This is a genomic window from Ochrobactrum soli, assembly GCF_003664555.1.
GTDB classification, from domain to species: Bacteria; Pseudomonadota; Alphaproteobacteria; order Rhizobiales; family Rhizobiaceae; genus Brucella; species Brucella teleogrylli.
Genome location: NZ_RCHH01000006.1, coordinates 251,227 through 267,972 on the forward strand (window position 1 = coordinate 251,227; position 16,746 = coordinate 267,972).

The window sequence follows — 16,746 nt, forward strand, 5'->3', positions numbered from 1 at the left end:
GCACGAACTGAAAAGATCGACACCGGCCTTGATGCGGGGTGCATGAACAGGGCCGGAAGATATGAGGAATATTCCATGACCAGCCAGAACAATCCTTACGCCAATACGGGCGGCCAGATGACGGCAAATGTTTCTTTCGGTTCGGCGCCGGCACCCGTGGGCGGGGCGGATCTGATCAAGGATACGACGACTGCGGCATTTCAGACCGATGTGCTGGCCGAATCGCGCCAGCAGCCGGTTCTGGTCGATTTTTGGGCTCCGTGGTGCGGGCCCTGCAAGCAGCTGACGCCGGTTATCGAAAAGGCCGTCAAGGAAGCGGGCGGCGTGGTCAAGCTTGTCAAGATGAACATCGACGATCACCCGTCCATTCCGGGCCAGCTTGGCATCCAGTCCATCCCGGCGGTTATCGCCTTCGTCAACGGCCAGCCGGTTGATGGCTTCATGGGTGCACTGCCGGAATCGAAGGTGAAGGAATTCATCGCCAAGATCGGCGGGCCAAGCGATCAGGAAAGCGCGATTGCCGAGGCGGTAACAGCCGGGCAGGAACTGCTTGAATCCGGCGATTACGTTCAGGCTGGTGAGATTTTCAGTTCCATTCTTCAAGCCGCGCCCGACAATGTCGATGCGATTGTCGGTCTGGCGTCTTGCGTTCTGGAATCGGGCGATGCCGAACAGGCACGCGAAATTCTGGCCGCCATTCCTGCCGATAAGCAGAATGCCGTATCGGTGCGCGCGCTCGAAGCCAAGCTGGCGCTTGCCGATCAGGTCAAGCTGATTGGTGACCCGGTTGAATTGGAAAAGCGTCTTCAGGCTGATCCGCAGGACTATCAGGCGCGTTTCGATCTGGCGCAGGTGCGCAATGCGCAGGGCCGTCGCGACGATGCCGCCAACGAACTGCTGGCCATCATGAAGGCCGACCGCAGCTGGAACGAGGATGGCGCGCGTAAGCAACTGCTCCAGTTCTTCGAAGCATGGGGCAATACGGACCCGGCGACGCTTTCGGCCCGCCGGAAGCTGTCTTCGCTGCTGTTTTCGTAGGCGATAAAAGCGGCGGGAAATCTGACTGTCAGGATGCTGCGCGCGTGGATTGCGCGAAGCATCCCAAAGGAGGTTGCAATGCAAGTGGGTAATGCCCGCTACAGAACGGGTTCCGACATTCCGGACCTGGTTCCGATATTTCCGCTGAAAGGTGCCCTGCTTTTGCCCGGCGGCCAACTGCCGCTGAACATATTCGAGCCGCGTTATCTGGCGATGGTGGAAAACGCGCTTGCCGGAAAGCGGATCATCGGCATGATCCAGCCGCAAATCGATGACGACGACGACGAGGGCGTCAATGAACTGGACGAAAGCCTTCGTCCGCCGCTGAGCAGCATTGGGTGTCTCGGTCGCATAACGACCTATGCGGAGACCGGCGACGGACGGCTTCTGATCACGCTTCAGGGCATTTGCCGTTTCCGTATCAAGGAGGAGGTCAATTGCCGCCAGCCTTATCGCCAGTGCCGGATCATGCCGTTTCTGGCCGATCTGGAAGAGGCGCGCGACACGGCTGATATCGACCGTGAAGCGCTGCTTCGTGCCTTCCGCGACTATCTGGAAGCGCATAATCTGGAAGCCGACTGGGAAAGCATCTCCCGCGCCGGAAATGAAACGCTCGTCAATGCGCTGTCGATCATGTCGCCCTTTGGGCCTGCCGAAAAGCAGGCATTGCTGGAGGCGCCCGACCTCAAGACGCGTGCTGCGACGCTGATCGCCATTACGGAAATGGTGCTGGCGAGAGTGAAAGACGACGATTACGGATCGCGCCTGCAATGATCCGGAGGATATGAAATGGTGAATGATAAAACTGAAACCGGCAGCATCGATGTGCGCCTTCTGGAACTGCTTGTCTGTCCGCTGACCAAAGGCGCGCTGGAATATGACGCGGAGCACAGCGAACTGATTTCGCGCAAGGCAAAGCTTGCCTATCCGGTGCGCGGCGGCATACCCATCATGCTGCCATCCGAAGCGCGGACGCTTGTGGACTGAGTGTCAGCATAGGTTATTTAATTTCTGCACAAGCCTCGATCTTTTTCATAAGTTTCATGCCTGCTGATTGTTGCCTGCCACGCAACAGGGCTCTATAACCCTCCCGGAACTTTGAAAAACAATTTCGGAAGACGCCCGGTTTTTCGTAATTGTGCATTGAAAAACAGAGGCTTGGCATTATGGCAACCAGAAAACTTCTTCTCCTGCCCGGCGATGGCATCGGTCCCGAAGCCATGGCGGAAGTCCGCAAGATCATCGCTTACCTCAATTCGGACCTTAAGCTCGGCTTTGAAACCGAAGAAGGTCTGGTTGGCGGCTGCGCTTACGACGCGCACGGTCAGGCGATTTCGGATGCCGATATGGAGAAGGCGCTGGCAGCCGATGCCACGCTGTTTGGCGCTGTTGGCGGCCCGAAGTGGGATAGCGTGCCTTATGAAGTGCGCCCGGAAGCCGGTCTTCTGCGCCTGCGCAAGGACATGCAGCTTTACGCAAACTTGCGTCCGGCCATTTGCTATCCGGCGCTCGCACATTCCTCTTCGCTGAAGCCGGAAGTGATCGAAGGCCTCGACATTCTTATCCTGCGCGAATTGACCGGCGGCGTTTACTTCGGCGAGCCGAAGGAAATCATCGACCTCGGCAACGGCCAGAAGCGCGGGATCGACACGCAGGTTTATGACACCTACGAAATCGAGCGCATCACCGATGTGGCTTTTGAGCTGGCGCGCACGCGCCGCAACAAGGTCACCTCGATGGAAAAGCGCAATGTGATGAAGTCGGGCGTGCTCTGGAATCAGGTCGTCACCGCGCGTCACAAGGAAAAGCATTCCGACGTGGAACTGGAACACATGCTGGCCGACGCTGGCGGCATGCAGCTCGTCCGCTGGCCGAAGCAGTTCGACGTCATCGTGACCGACAATCTGTTCGGTGACATGCTGTCGGACGTCGCTGCCATGCTGACCGGTTCGCTCGGCATGTTGCCGTCGGCTTCGCTTGGCGCAGTCGATGCCAAGACCGGCAAGCGCAAGGCGCTTTACGAGCCGGTCCATGGCTCCGCACCGGATATCGCTGGCAAGGGCATTGCAAACCCGATCGCCATGATCGCGTCGCTGGCCATGTGCCTGCGTTATTCGTTCAATCTGGTTGCCGAAGCCGACCGTCTGGAAGCAGCGATTGCCGGTGTTCTGGACGATGGCATCCGCACGGCGGACATCTGGTCGGAAGGCACAACCAAGGTTGGCACCACCGAAATGGGTGATGCGATCCTCGCCAAATTCAAGGCGCTTTCGGCTTAATCACCCGCTGAAGAATTGCGAAATTGGAAAGCCCGCCGGATAGTTCCGGCGGGCTTTTTCTTATTGAAATAAACGCCCGATTTGAGGCTGTAATTTCTGCATAGACGGATAAGAATGCGTGTCATGTTGTTCACGCTTCCAAACCAAGACAAACTTTACGACGCGCTGTTGGCCCGCGATGCCTCTTATGAGGGCAGGGCCTACGTCGGTGTCGTTTCCACCGGCATTTTTTGCCGCCTGACTTGCCCGGCGCGCAAGCCGCGCCGGGAAAACTGCCGTTTTTTCGCTTCGGTTGCCGAATGCATGGCGGATGGTTTTCGCGCCTGCAAAAGGTGCCATCCGTTGCAGCCTGCAGCCGAAGCGGAGCCTTCCATCAAGAGATTGCTCGATGCTCTGGAAGCCGATCCCGAACGGCGATGGAGCGAAGATGATGTCGCGCGCATGGGGCTTGATCTCTCCACCGTGCGGCGCAGCTTCCGGCGACATTTCGGCATGACATTTCTGGAAATGGCGCGGCAGGAACGTTTGCGTCACGGCTTTCAGGCATTGGCTGACGGAGGCCGGGTCATCGACGCGCAGATCGATGCGGGCTTTGAATCGCCGGAGGCGTTCCGCAGCGCCTTTGGCCGTATTCTTGGTCTTCCTCCCGCAAAACTGCGCGGCGACGGTCTGTTGCGCGCCGATTGGATCAAGTCGCCGCTCGGAACGATGATTGCCATTTGCGATGCGAAAAACCTGCATCTGCTGGAATTTGCCGACCGCAAGGCGCTCTCTTCCGAGTTGAAGAAACTCTATGCGACTTCTCGTGGAGATATCGGTATTGGTCGCTTCAACACGCATGATCTGGTCGAGCGGCAGCTGAATGCTTTCTTTGCAGGCAAGTCGCCGACCTTCGATCTGCCCATGGTCTTGCATGGCAGCGCGTTCACGCAGTCCGTGTGGCGGGAACTTCAGACGATTGGGGCAGGGGAAACACGCAGCTATAGCGAGTTGGCGCAAGCAATCGACAAGCCGCTTGCGGTGAGGGCTGTTGCGCGGGCCAATGGTGCCAATCAGATTGCCATCATCATACCGTGTCATCGCGTGATCGGCGCCGACGGATCATTGACCGGCTATGGCGGCGGTCTCTGGCGCAAGCAGAAACTGATTGAGATCGAAGCGCAATATCGCTGAAAATTCGTTGGGTGTACGCAAAAACGCCGCCCTTTCGGGGCGGCGTTTCGCATTGTCGTTATTGCCGGATTAGTCGAGCTTGTGCAGATCGACGCCCTTGGTTTCCTTCACGAAGATCATGCCGATCACGAAGGTGATGGAGGCGATGACGATCGGATACCAGAGGCCATAGTAGATGTCGCCCTTGGCCGCGCTGAGTGCGAACACGCCAGCCGGAAGCAGACCACCGAACCAGCCATTGCCGATATGGTAAGGCAGCGACATGCCGGTGTAGCGGATGCGGGTCGGGAACATTTCCACCAGGATTGCAGCGATTGGGCCATAAACCATCGTCACATAGATGACGAGGATGGTCAGGATCGCAATCGTCATGACCCAGTTCACCTTGGCAGGGTCTGCCACCATCTTGAATGCGCCTGCATTCGGAATGGTGTAGACGGCCTGATCGGTGCTGACGCCGAGACCTTCGGCTTCAGTCTGGGTCAGGAGCTTCTGCTTGACCAGATCGGCAGCAGGAACCATCGCCTTATCGCCACCGCGGACAGCATCAGCACTCAGCTGGAGTTCCGGATTGGCGGCCAGGAAGGCGTCAAGCTTGCTGTCCGGCACCTTGGCAGGATCGCGGACCAGTGGGAAGCCTGCCTTCTGGAGAGCCAGGTTCACGCCATGAGCGAGTTCAGCCTGCTTGCCGGCAGCACCTGCACCAGCCTGAACGGCATCAAAGGACGTAATCGTCGCGTCGCCGATGGTGACGGTTGCAGGCGTTCCAGCCGCAGCGGTCTGCACGACTTCGTAAGGCACCGAGCTCTTGGCGAGGAAGCTGGTCGCAACATCGCAGGAGCTGGTAAACTTGGACGTGCCGGTGGCGTTGAACTGGAAGTTACAATCGCCAGGGGCCGCGGTGACGGTTGCCTTGATGGTCTGCTCAGCCTGCGCCAGCGCCGGATTTGCGGCATTGGTCAGCGCCTTGAACAGCGGGAAGTAGGTTACAGCCGCCAGAAGCAGGCCCGCCATGATGATCGGCTTACGGCCGATCTTGTCCGACAGCCAGCCGAAGAAGACGAAGCCGCCGGTGCCGAGCAGCAGGGCGATAGCAACCATGATATTGGCCGACTGATTTTCCACCTTCAAAACGTTCTGAAGGAAGAACAATGCGTAGAACTGGCCGCAATACCAGACCACGGCCTGACCGGCGGTGAGGCCGAACAATGCGATAAGCGCGATCTTGGCATTTTTCCACTGGCCGAAAGCTTCGGATAGCGGAGCCTTCGAGGTCTTGCCTTCTTCCTTCATGCGCTTGAACGCAGGCGACTCGCTCATCTGCATGCGGATCCAGACGGAAATACCGAGCAGGAGAACCGAGACGAGGAACGGAATACGCCAGCCCCAGGCGGCAAAGGCTTCCTTGCTCATCATAGTCTGGATGCCGAGGATCACCAGCAACGACAGGAACAGGCCAAGCGTTGCAGTGGTCTGAATCCACGAGGTGAAGAAACCGCGACGGTTATTCGGCGCATGTTCTGCGACATAGGTTGCCGCGCCACCATATTCGCCACCGAGTGCGAGACCCTGAAGCATGCGCAGCACGATCAGGATGATGGGCGCCAGAATGCCGAGCGTTGCCGAACCAGGCAGAAGACCGACCAAAAAGGTCGATGCGCCCATGATGACGATGGTGACGAGAAAGGTGTATTTGCGTCCGACGAGATCGCCAAGGCGACCGAAGACGAGCGCACCGAACGGACGCACCAGAAAGCCCGCCGCAAAAGCCAGCAGGACGAAGATGTTGCGCGTTGCTTCGGGATATTCGTTGAAGAAGGCTGCGCCGATAAAGGAAGCGAGCGTTCCGTAAAGGTAAAAGTCGTACCATTCGAAGACGGTACCAAGCGACGATGCAAAGATGACTTTGCGTTCTTCGCCCGTCATTTTCTGCGTGCCGACATCGGCACTTGACGAGACTGCCATTAATCTGTCCTCCCAAACAGAGCCCTTAAAGGGCAATGCAAGACTGGGGTTCATTCGACGTACAAATGTAACCAGTCCGATGCGCCGCCTTGTATCCCAACAAGTGAGGCGCACTCCTCACCAAATTATGATGAACCTAAAAAGGAGATTCGGGCAGTAGTCTTTAGTATGAGACAAAATCGACAGCTTGACGCCCGCCGGTTTTGCTTGCGGTGCAAAAAAATACAGGGCGGAAGCGGTGGAGAATTGACTCCATTCATAAAGCGCGTAAAAGCAATGCCGAACGAAGGAGAACTCGCGTGCAACGCGTTAACGTAGCGTCAGTTTCGTCTGGAACTGCCGGCATGAATGCCGGAGCAGTACGCATGCCTTCGATTACCAAAAAACTCACGGCCATCACTAAAACGACCACGAAAACGGTCTGATTCCCTTGGCCTGCTCGCCCTCTCCCCGGGTCTGGCCCGGGGACGGAAAACCCGCGTGGCCTGCGGGGTTCCGGATCTGGAAGCGGAGAGGGACAGGAGACGAAAAATGGGTTTCAAGGTAGCAGTAGTCGGCGCCACCGGTAATGTCGGGCGCGAAATGCTCAATATTCTAGAAGAACGCGGTTTTCCAGCCGATGAAGTTGTGGCGCTCGCATCGCGTCGCAGCCAGGGCACGGAAGTATCTTACGGCGACAAGACGCTGAAGGTTCGCGCGCTCGACACTTACGATTTTTCCGACACGGACATTTGCCTGATGTCTGCTGGCGGCAATATTTCGAAGGAATGGTCGCCGAAGATCGGCAAGCAGGGCTGCGTCGTCATCGATAATTCGTCGGCCTGGCGTTACGACATGGACGTGCCGCTGATCGTGCCGGAAGTAAACCCGGATGCCATCACGGGCTTCACCAAGAAGAACATTATTGCCAACCCGAACTGCTCGACTGCGCAGCTCGTTGTTGCGCTGAAGCCGCTGCATGACGCTGCCAAGATCAAGCGCGTCGTCGTTTCGACCTACCAGTCGGTTTCCGGCGCGGGCAAGGAAGGTATGGACGAGCTGTTCGAACAGTCGCGCGCTGTGTTCGTTGCTGACCCGGTCACGGCGAAGAAGTTCACCAAGCGCATTGCGTTCAACGTGATCCCGCACATCGATGTCTTCATGGAAGACGGTTACACCAAGGAAGAATGGAAGATGGTGGCCGAAACCAAGAAGATGCTCGATCCGAAGATCAAGCTGACGGCAACCGCAGTGCGCGTTCCTGTCTTCATCGGTCATTCGGAAGCGGTGAATATCGAGTTCGAAAACCCGCTTTCGCCGGAAGAAGCCCGCGAAATCCTGCGCGAAGCGCCGGGTTGCCAGGTTATCGACAAGCGCGAAGACGGCGGCTACATCACGCCATATGAATCTGCTGGTGAAGACGCGACTTATATCAGCCGTATCCGTGAAGACATTACTGTCGAAAACGGTCTGGCCATGTGGGTCGTCTCGGACAATCTGCGCAAGGGCGCAGCGCTCAATACGATCCAGATTGCAGAACTGTTGGTCGCTCGCGGCCTGATCAAGCCAAAGGCGCTTGCTGCCTGATAGAGCTTGTTATGTAGTGAAATGCAAAAGCGCCGGGAAACCGGCGCTTTTATTTTGCGGCGAATATCTAGCGTTCCACGCTGTCGGCAAGATTGCCGCGAATGTCGAGCAGGCGGGAGCGCAAATCCTTCAGCTCATCGACGGGCTGACCGAGCGCACAGAGAATTTGATCCGGTACAGATTCAGCCGCTTCCCGTAACATAAGTCCTTCGTCCGTAAGTGTGATGCGCACTTGCCGTTCGTCCTGTGGATCGCGGCGGCGCGTGATGCGTCCTGCCGTTTCAAGCCGTTTCAGGAGTGGCGTCAGCGTCCCTGAATCGAGATGGAGCTTCGCGCCGATTTCGGAAACGGTCTGGTCGTCCTTTTCCCACAGCACCAGCATCACCAGGAACTGCGGATAGGTCAGGTCCAGTTTGCTCAAGATCGGCTGGTATGCGCGCGTCAGCGCATTTGCGGTCGAATAAATCGCAAAGCAGAGCATGTTTGAAAGTTTGAGAAAAGAGTCCTGTGTCATGCGCCAATTCCTTCGAGCGCTGTTCCAGCGCATATCCTTCATACCATAAATCATGCGCAATTGCATTGTGCATCACTTAATTGTGAGAAATGATTTTGCAAAATTAGATTGCGCACAATTTAATTTTCGATAGCTTGTCTTCGGAGACAAATTATCACCGAAGGAGAAATCGAATGGCTATTCTCTACACCACCCAGTCCACAGCAACCGGCGGACGCACGGGCAGCGCCAAGACCGCAGATGGTCGTCTTAGCGTCGTTCTCGACACGCCGAAGGAACTCGGTGGTCAGGGCGGCGAGGGCACCAATCCCGAGCAGCTTTTTGCGTCCGGCTATGCGGCCTGCTTCCTTGGCGCGCTGAAGTTTGTTGCTTCGAAGGAAAAGGTTGCCATTGCTGCCGACAGCACTGTGACAGCAACCGTTGGCATCGGCCCGCGCGAAGACGGCACCGGCTTCGGTCTCGATGTTGCGCTTGAAGTGGCGCTTCCGGGTGTCGAGAAGGCAAAGGCGCAGGAGCTGGTCAATGCGGCTCACATTGTTTGCCCTTATTCGCATGCCACGCGCGGTAATATCGACGTGCGCTTGAGCGTCGCCTGACCCAAACAAAAAGGCGCCCGATCAGGGCGCCTTTTTGAATTGATATTCGGCAGAAATTATTCTGCCTGGGCTTCGATGGCTTCCATGTCGTCATCCGACAGGCCAAAGTGATGGCCGATCTCATGGATAAGCACATGGGTGACGATATCGCCCAGCGTCTCCTGATTTTCAGACCAGTAATCCAGAATGGCGCGACGATAGAGCGTGATGCGGTTGGGACCATCGCCGGTCTGCAGGCTGAAACGCTCGCCAATGCCGCGACCTTCAAAAAGGCCGAGCAGGTCGAATGGCGTGTCCAGCCCCATATCCTCGATGATCTGGTCTTCAGGAAAATCGGCGATCTGGATGATGATGTCGCCGCACAACGCACGAAACTCCTGCGGCAGATGCGCAAGAGCTTCAATCGCGATGGATTCAACTTCGTCCAGCGAGGGCGAGAAACGTCCCGCCCAGTCGCCGCTTTGATCTTCTCGGGCCATTCCAGCCAATCGTGTCCTATTCAATTGCTCAGGCCACAGGGCTTAAAGGCCGCGTAAATTGCATTGTGTGTCATCAGGCCCAGGGACGCAGTTCGGCGCGCTTGGCTTCGAACGTGTCGATGCTCTTTGCCTTTTCCATGGTCAGGCCGATATCGTCCAGACCGTTGAGCAGGCAGTGGCGCTTGAAGTCGTCGAGATCGAAGGAAATCGTGCCGCCGTCAGGGCCATGAATTTCCTTTGCTTCGAGATCGACGGTGAGGGTGGCATTGGCACCGCGCGAGGCGTCGTCCATCAGCTTGTCGAGATCTTCCTGGCTGACCTTGATCGGCAGAATGCCGTTCTTGAAGCAGTTATTATAGAAGATGTCGGCAAACGAGGTCGAAATCACGCAACGGATACCAAAATCGAGCAGAGCCCAAGGGGCGTGCTCGCGCGAGGAGCCGCAGCCGAAATTATCGCCTGCAACCAGGATCTGGGCATTGCGATAGCCGGGCTTGTTCAGCACGAAATCAGGGTTTTCGGAACCGTCTTCATTAAAGCGCATTTCCGCAAACAGTCCCTTGCTCAGGCCCGTGCGCTTGATCGTCTTCAGGTAATCCTTCGGAATGATCATATCCGTGTCGATGTTGACGATCGGCAGGGGAGCGGCGACGCCGGTGAGCTTGGTGAACTTATCCATGTCCTGAACCTGTCGGTTGGGTATTTGCTATATTGCGAACTGGTTTACATCAGCATTGCCGAGAGTCAACGTTTCAGGCCCAAACTGCCCAATAGGTCGCAACCTGCGGCGAATTTATCGAACCATCCAGACCGTTTTGAGGCGATCCGGACGGTTCGATAGTTGATTACTGCGCATAATCCTGTCGGGAAATCCCGTCAACCTTTCTGAATCATGCGCTGTAAATGCCGCATCCGCAATTATTGGACGTTCAACGCCACACCGCCGCTCTCGCTGCCGGTCAGGCGGCGGGATTTTCCGTCACTGCCGACAACAATGGTAAAGCGCCGGCGCCGCATCGACATATTTGGCGAAACGGCGACATCGATCGCCGGGTCGAATTGCAATGTGATCCGCCACAGGTCGGGCTTGATTGTTTCCTCGACGGCTATAATACGAGCGTCGAAGGGCGTGGTGTGAAACATGCCGGAGATGCGCTGGCCGACACGGTAGGGGGCGGTGTCGTCCTGCGCGGCAACCGGTGTTGCTTCCACCTTGCCGCCCGTGGCGGCAAGCGTGTTCCAGTCACGCGTGCCTGACTGGCGGGCCACGAGATCAAGCGCCTTACCGTGGCTGATGGTGATGCCTTCCTCGCTCAAAGCCTGCCGCAAACGGCGAGCCTGATGCTTGAAGTCAATAGTGGTGTGCCCAGCGGTCAAAGCTGTGGTCATGGTTTTCGCTCCTGATTGTGAGCGGCGTTTTCATGAACGGGTGCCCGCATTGCCGTTTCTGCCGTCACGGGACAGGAACGTGTATTTCGAATGCTTTACCGTGGCTTGAAACCTGCGGGCGGCTGGCGCATTCAACCGAAGGCTGGAAAATAGGCGGGCAGGGCACGGATTTCAAGCCCCCGCTTTGAAGGGAGCTTTAACCCGCTCCCAAGGCTTGCACCGTGTCGCAGTTCCGTGCACAAATCGGCCATGAAAACAATCGCTCGTCCACGCCGTTCCGTTCTGTTCGTTCCTGCCGCCAATCCGCGCGCGCTGGAAAAATCGCTCACGCTTGCAGCCGATTGCGTGATCTACGATCTGGAAGATTCCGTTGCGCCCGAAGCAAAGCAATCAGCGCGCGAGGCGTTGGTTGCGCATTTTGCAGCGCATCCGAAACCGGCCTTTGAGCGGATCATTCGCGTCAATTCTGGCGAGACGCCATGGGGCAAGGATGATGTGGCCGCAGCGGCTGATATGGGTGCCGACGCCATTCTCCTGCCGAAGGTCGAGCGACCGCAGGACATTATCGATGCGGCCAATCGGCTTGATCGCAAGGATGCTGATCCGTCTGTCGGCGTTTGGGCGATGATTGAAACTCCGCGCGGCATTTTGAACGCGGATGAAATAGCCATGCTCGGCCATCGCTCGGCAGTGCGGCTCGCCTGTTTCGTTGTTGGTCCGAACGATATTGCACGGGAAACTGGTGTTCGCCCGCAAGCCGGGCGGCCTTATCTCGTGCCGTGGCTGATGCAGATCATTCTCGCGGCGCGAGCAGGCGGGTTTACTGTTCTCGATGGCGTGTTCAACGATTTTCGCGATTCTGTCGGCTTTGAAGCCGAGTGTTTGCAAGGGGCCGCGATGGGCTTCGACGGCAAGACGCTTATTCATCCGGGTCAGATCGAGGCCGCCAATCGCGCCTTCTCACCGACGGATGAGGAAGTGGCGCATGCACGGGCCGTTGTCGATCTGTTTGCTCAACCAGAAAATGCGGATAAGGGCGTTGTGTCACTGGATGGCCAGATGATCGAACGGCTGCATCTGGCAATGGCCGAAAAGCTGCTCGCGAAAGCATTTCCAGCAAAAGTGTGAAACGGTTTTGCGTTTGGAAATGCGTAATAAATAGAACCAACGCGGGCCTGAAATTTAACAAAGGAAGACAGACTATGAAGCTCTATCGTTTCATCACCGGACCGGATGATTCCGCATTTTGCCACCGCGTTACGGCGGCGCTCAACAAGGGCTGGCAGCTCCATGGCTCGCCGACCTATGCCTTCAATGCGGCAACCGGCGTGATGCAGTGCGGCCAGCCGGTTGTGAAGGAAGTTGATGGCGTTGACTATACGCCGGATATAAAGCTCGGCGAATATTGATGGCCGTCCGTCGCATCGTCGCCAATATAGCTGCCAGCGACCCTGCGGCGGCAAAACGCTTCTATGGCGAATTGTTGGGCCTCGACGTGGCGATGGATTTCGGCTGGATCGTGACCTATGCCACCGATGCGCAGGCGCGCGTGCAGGTGAGCATCATGCGTGAAGGTGGTTCGGGCACGCCGGTGCCCGATCTTTCCATCGAGGTGGACGACGTAGACGCCACGCTGGAGCAGGCAATCGCGATGGGGTTTCCTATCGAATACGGTCCGGCGGATGAGGATTGGGGCGTGCGCCGCTTTTTCGTACGCGATCCTTTTGGGCGGTTGGTCAATATCCTGACCCATAAGAACTGAAAAGGCCGGTTTCCCGGCCTTTTGCTTGATTAGTTCAACCCGCGCTTTTCGATCATCGCATCCGGTGTCGGCATCTTGCCGCGGAATGCTTTGTACAGATCTTCCGGGTCGCGACTGCCGCCAGCGGCATAGATGTGCTGCTCCAGCTTGGCGGCGAGTTCCGGGTTGAAAGCGTCGCCGGTTTCCTCGAAAGCCGAGAACGCATCCGCATCCAGCACTTCCGACCACATGTAGGAATAGTAACCGGCGGAGTAGCCATCGCCGGAGAACACATGGGTGAAATGCGGTGTGCGGTGGCGCATGATGATCGCATCAGGCATGGAAAGCTTTTCGAGCGTTTTTGCCTCGAAGGACAGCGGATCGGCGATCTTCTCATTACCGGTATGGAAAGCCATATCCACCAGCGCGGACGCGGTAAATTCAACCGTGTTGAAACCGGCATTGAACGAACGCGCCGCCAAAACCTTATCGAGCAGGGCTTTCGGCATTGCTTCGCCGGTGCGGTAATGCACGGCGTATTTTTCCAGAACGGCGGGTACGGTCAGCCAATGTTCGTAAAGCTGCGACGGCAGTTCCACGAAATCGCGCGATACGGCAGTGCCGGAAACGGCAGGCCACGTCACATCCGATAGAAGTCCGTGCAGCGCATGGCCGAACTCGTGGAACAGCGTGCGGGCATCATCGAGCGACAGCAGGGCGGGTTCACCGGCCTTCGGCTTGGCGAAATTCATCACATTGTAGATGATCGGCTTCTGGCCGCCGTCGAGCTTGTGGCTGGATTGCAGCGCACTCATCCAAGCGCCGGAACGCTTCGATGTCCGGGCGAAATAATCGCCGAGGAAAAGACCGCGTTCGCTGCCATCCGGGTTGAAAACCTGAAACACGCGCACGTCCGGGTGCCAGGCGGCAATGCCCTTCTTCTCTTCGAAGCGAACGCCGAACAGGCGCGTGGCCACATCGAAGCTCGCTTCGATGATCTTTTCCAGTTGCAGATAAGGCTTTAACTCGGCCTCGTCGAAGGCAAAGCGTTCGGCCCGCAACTTTTCTGCATAGAAACGCCAGTCCCATGGCGCGACTTTGTGATTGCTGCCATCGGCGGCGATCAGGCGCTCAAGCTCTGCCTGTTCTTCACCAGCCTTTGCGCGTGCCTTGTCCCAAACGGGTTCCAGCAGGTCCATGACGGCCTTTGGCGTCTTGGCCATGGTGTCGTCCAGCTTATAGGCTGCAAAATTGGCATAGCCGAGCAGATGGGCCTTGCGCTCGCGCAGTTCGACCATCTCACGCACAATCTCGCGATTGTCGGAGTCGTTGCCATTCTCGCCGCGCTTGGCCCAGGCATTGAAAGCCTGCTCGCGTAAGGCGCGGTTTTCTGAGAAGGTGAGGAATGGCTCGACGATGGAACGCGACAGCGTAACTGCATAAGCATCCGGTTTGCCGCGTTCGCTTGCTGCGCTCTGCATGGCGTTTTTCAGAAAATCCGGCAGCCCGGCGAGATCGGCTTCATCGGTGATGAACAGTGCCCAGCTCGACTCGTCTTTCAGCACATTCTGGCCGAAGCGTGCACCGAGACCGGCAAGCTTCTCGTTGATGCCAGCGAGTTCCGCCTTGCCAGCTTCATCGAGTTTCGCGCCGGACCGGACAAAACCCTTCCAGGTCTTTTCCAGAACGCGTTTGGTTTCCGTGTCGAGATCAAGCAGATCGCGATTGTCATAGAGCGCGTCGATCCGGGCGAACAAAGCCGGGTCCATCATGATGCGCGAATAATGACGCGACATTTTCGGCGCAATTTCCCGCTCCAGTGCTTGAATGGTGTCGTTGCTATGGGCGCCTGCGCGCATCCAGAAAATGGCCGACACATGGTCAAGCGCCTTGCCTGTCAGTTGCAAGGCCTTCAGCGTGTTTTCGATGGTTGCTTCGCCAGTTGCGCTGGCAATGGCTTCCACCTCGGCGAGATCGGATGCGAGCGCTGCCTCAAAGGCTGGCGCGAAATCGTCGTCTTTGAATGCGGTGAAATCCGGCAGGCCCAGCGGTCCGGTCCATTCTGTGAGCGCATGATTATAGGTGGGCTTGTCGGACATGATGAAACTCCGGATCAAATGAATTCGATGGTCAAGACTTAAGGTTTCGGTGTCGGGTGAGCAAGGGCGTTCAACCGGCTTTTACGGTTAAGGCGCCAGACGACAGCATTCGACGCCTTGCTCGCAAAAACCTCTTCAGATTACTGTGTGGGGCTTGACTTTAAGGGCGACCAAGCGCACATCACGCTGGCTGTCCGAAGTCTCTTTGCGACAGCAATCTTCAACCGGAGTTTTATTCTCTTATGCCCAGCGACAGTCACAGTCGATTGTGTCAGCCGTCAAGGTAGCCGTGTACTGATCGCTTGAGGTCAGCTTGCACGATCTGCCTTTGACGGCGGATCGACGGAAAGGCAAGCTTAATGACCGACAACAACTTCTCTCCGGAAGTGCTTGATGTTGCCGACCTCCCGGCGGCTGCGATTGCTGCACGTATCGCCGAAATGCATACGGGCGATGCCGTTGAGCTATTGAACGAGCTCGAAGATGATGACGCAATCTCCGTCTTCGGACAGCTCACCCATGAAGATGCCATCCGCCTGCTTGACCAGCCGGAACTGCATCGTACCGCCGAAATCGTAGCGGCGCTTGCGCCGGGGCTTGCGAGCCTTCTTTTGGACGGTATGTCAGCTGACCGTTCGACGGACGTGTTTCAGGAACTCGACGAGGGTGACCGTGCGCGGCTGTTCGCCATTCTGGCCCCGGAAACCAAGGCCAATCTGAAAAAACTTATGGGCTATCCGCCGAATACGGCCGGTTCGCTCATGACGACCGAATTCATCGCCGTGCCGTCGAACTGGAATGTGGCCGAGACGCTCGATCATATTCGCAAGGTAGAGCGCACGCGCGAAACCGTCTACGCGATTTACGTGGTTGATCCGAAGTCCCGCGCCCTTGAAGGCGTGGTCAGCCTGCGCCGCCTGATCATCCGCGAGCCGGAAGAACCGATTCTGTCGATTGTCCGTGACGAAGAACCGATCACCATTGCGCCACTCACCAGCCGCGAAGACGTTGCGCGCCTGTTCCGCAAGCACGATCTTCTGGCCGTCCCCGTTGTGGATGAAAGCCGCCATATCATCGGCATTGTGACGGTGGACGACGTGCTTGACGCCATCACCGAAGATGCCAGCGAAGACGCCTATCGCTTCGGCGGCATGGAGGCGCTGGACAAGCCTTATATGCGCATTGGCTTCGGCGAAATGTTGAAGAAGCGCGCTGGCTGGCTGGGCGTTCTGTTTCTTGGCGAGATGCTAACGGCGAGCGCCATGCAGCATTTCGAGATGGAGCTGGAAAAGGCGCTCGTGCTGACGCTGTTCATTCCGCTCATCATGTCGTCGGGCGGTAATTCCGGTTCGCAGGCCACCTCGCTGATTATCCGTGCGCTGGCCTTGCAGGAAGTGAAGCTCAAGGATTGGTGGCGTGTCGCGTTGCGCGAACTGCCGACCGGGCTTGCTCTCGGCAGTTTCCTCGGCCTGATCGGCATTGTCCGCATTGCCGTGTGGCAGACGATTGGCATCTATGACTATGGAGAACACTGGATTCTGGTCGCTCTGACCGTCGGCATGGCGCTCGTCTGTATCGTGATGTTCGGCTCGCTGACTGGCTCAATGCTGCCTTTTGCGTTGAAACGGCTTGGATTCGATCCGGCCAGTGCGTCAGCGCCTTTCGTGGCGACATTGGTCGATGTGACGGGTCTTGTCATTTATTTCAGCGTCGCCATTGTCATACTTTCTGGCACTTTGTTGTAGCGCTTGGTGCCGACTCCGCACGCCGACTGACAAAAAACTGACAGAATGACGGTGTAAAAGCGCCGATAAACAAGGGTTTTTCGCGAGAAATAAGGGGCAGTGTCGCGCTGCCCCTTTCTAAAACGCAAAAAAACCTGTAAGAGCGCCGCATTGTTTTTCCGC

General features: G+C 57.1%; 17 protein-coding genes. 11 read left to right on the plus strand and 6 right to left on the minus strand.

Annotated elements, in window-relative coordinates:
• Nucleotides 1–75: 75 nt before the first annotated feature.
• From trxA to D8666_RS12955, 5 genes are all read left to right on the plus strand, one after another.
• Nucleotides 76–1,038, plus strand: coding sequence for a thioredoxin (gene trxA / locus D8666_RS12935; RefSeq protein ID WP_109367282.1), 963 nt, complete (start codon nucleotides 76–78; stop codon nucleotides 1,036–1,038).
• Nucleotides 1,039–1,116: 78 nt separating this feature from the next.
• On the plus strand, nucleotides 1,117–1,812 hold the full coding sequence (locus tag D8666_RS12940) for an LON peptidase substrate-binding domain-containing protein (RefSeq protein ID WP_109367977.1): 696 nt from the start codon (nucleotides 1,117–1,119) through the stop codon (nucleotides 1,810–1,812).
• Nucleotides 1,813–1,830: 18 nt separating this feature from the next.
• Nucleotides 1,831–2,025 (plus strand): Trm112 family protein, encoded by a 195-nt coding sequence (locus tag D8666_RS12945; RefSeq protein WP_109367978.1) that lies wholly within the window; start codon nucleotides 1,831–1,833, stop codon nucleotides 2,023–2,025.
• A 179-nt stretch (nucleotides 2,026–2,204) separates the two neighbouring features.
• A complete protein-coding gene (gene leuB, locus D8666_RS12950; RefSeq protein ID WP_078336896.1) occupies nucleotides 2,205–3,317 on the plus strand; it encodes a 3-isopropylmalate dehydrogenase in 1,113 nt (370 codons plus the stop codon).
• A gap of 123 nt (nucleotides 3,318–3,440) precedes the next feature.
• On the plus strand, nucleotides 3,441–4,490 hold the full coding sequence (locus D8666_RS12955; protein ID WP_109367979.1) for a bifunctional transcriptional activator/DNA repair enzyme AdaA: 1,050 nt from the start codon (nucleotides 3,441–3,443) through the stop codon (nucleotides 4,488–4,490).
• Between the two features lie 69 nt (nucleotides 4,491–4,559).
• On the opposite strand, the gene D8666_RS12960 is transcribed toward D8666_RS12955, so the two are convergent.
• Complete coding sequence (locus tag D8666_RS12960) at nucleotides 4,560–6,455, minus strand: MFS transporter (protein WP_109367283.1); 1,896 nt, start codon at nucleotides 6,453–6,455, stop codon at nucleotides 4,560–4,562.
• A gap of 531 nt (nucleotides 6,456–6,986) precedes the next feature.
• On the opposite strand from D8666_RS12960, the gene D8666_RS12965 reads away from it, so the two are divergent.
• Complete coding sequence (locus D8666_RS12965) at nucleotides 6,987–8,021, plus strand: aspartate-semialdehyde dehydrogenase (RefSeq protein WP_109367284.1); 1,035 nt, start codon at nucleotides 6,987–6,989, stop codon at nucleotides 8,019–8,021.
• Nucleotides 8,022–8,088: 67 nt separating this feature from the next.
• Here the strand turns inward: D8666_RS12965 and ohrR are convergent, their stop codons facing one another.
• Entirely contained in the window at nucleotides 8,089–8,535 is a 447-nt protein-coding gene (gene ohrR, locus D8666_RS12970) for a transcriptional regulator OhrR (protein ID WP_121538362.1), read from the minus strand.
• Between the two features lie 173 nt (nucleotides 8,536–8,708).
• On the opposite strand from ohrR, the gene D8666_RS12975 reads away from it, so the two are divergent.
• Nucleotides 8,709–9,131, plus strand: a complete 423-nt coding sequence (locus D8666_RS12975; protein WP_109367285.1) for an organic hydroperoxide resistance protein — start codon at nucleotides 8,709–8,711, stop codon at nucleotides 9,129–9,131.
• A 56-nt stretch (nucleotides 9,132–9,187) separates the two neighbouring features.
• On the opposite strand, the gene D8666_RS12980 is transcribed toward D8666_RS12975, so the two are convergent.
• The 3 genes from D8666_RS12980 to D8666_RS12990 form a co-directional block, all read right to left on the minus strand.
• Nucleotides 9,188–9,610, minus strand: a complete 423-nt coding sequence (locus D8666_RS12980; protein WP_109367286.1) for a metallopeptidase family protein — start codon at nucleotides 9,608–9,610, stop codon at nucleotides 9,188–9,190.
• Nucleotides 9,611–9,683: 73 nt separating this feature from the next.
• Nucleotides 9,684–10,289: a 3-isopropylmalate dehydratase small subunit gene (leuD, locus tag D8666_RS12985; RefSeq protein WP_109367287.1), complete on the minus strand. Its 606-nt coding sequence runs from the start codon at nucleotides 10,287–10,289 to the stop codon at nucleotides 9,684–9,686.
• A 239-nt stretch (nucleotides 10,290–10,528) separates the two neighbouring features.
• Nucleotides 10,529–10,999, minus strand: coding sequence for a glyoxalase superfamily protein (locus D8666_RS12990; protein WP_109367288.1), 471 nt, complete (start codon nucleotides 10,997–10,999; stop codon nucleotides 10,529–10,531).
• Nucleotides 11,000–11,248: 249 nt separating this feature from the next.
• On the opposite strand from D8666_RS12990, the gene D8666_RS12995 reads away from it, so the two are divergent.
• The 3 genes from D8666_RS12995 to D8666_RS13005 all read left to right on the plus strand — a co-directional run bounded on the left by D8666_RS12995 (nucleotide 11,249) and on the right by D8666_RS13005 (nucleotide 12,761).
• Nucleotides 11,249–12,127, plus strand: coding sequence for an HpcH/HpaI aldolase/citrate lyase family protein (locus D8666_RS12995; RefSeq protein ID WP_109367289.1), 879 nt, complete (start codon nucleotides 11,249–11,251; stop codon nucleotides 12,125–12,127).
• A 74-nt stretch (nucleotides 12,128–12,201) separates the two neighbouring features.
• A complete protein-coding gene (locus D8666_RS13000) occupies nucleotides 12,202–12,408 on the plus strand; it encodes a DUF1737 domain-containing protein (protein WP_109367290.1) in 207 nt (68 codons plus the stop codon).
• Nucleotides 12,408–12,761 carry a VOC family protein gene (locus tag D8666_RS13005; RefSeq protein WP_109367291.1) on the plus strand — a complete coding sequence of 118 codons (354 nt, stop codon included), beginning with the start codon at nucleotides 12,408–12,410 and terminating at the stop codon, nucleotides 12,759–12,761. The genes D8666_RS13000 and D8666_RS13005 overlap by 1 nt, the downstream gene beginning before the upstream one ends.
• 29 nt (nucleotides 12,762–12,790) lie before the next feature.
• On the opposite strand, the gene D8666_RS13010 is transcribed toward D8666_RS13005, so the two are convergent.
• Entirely contained in the window at nucleotides 12,791–14,839 is a 2,049-nt protein-coding gene (locus D8666_RS13010; protein WP_109367292.1) for a M3 family metallopeptidase, read from the minus strand.
• A 359-nt stretch (nucleotides 14,840–15,198) separates the two neighbouring features.
• Here D8666_RS13010 and mgtE point away from each other — a divergent pair, with 359 nt between their 5' ends.
• On the plus strand, nucleotides 15,199–16,584 hold the full coding sequence (gene mgtE, locus D8666_RS13015; RefSeq protein ID WP_109367293.1) for a magnesium transporter: 1,386 nt from the start codon (nucleotides 15,199–15,201) through the stop codon (nucleotides 16,582–16,584).
• Nucleotides 16,585–16,746 lie beyond the last annotated feature (162 nt).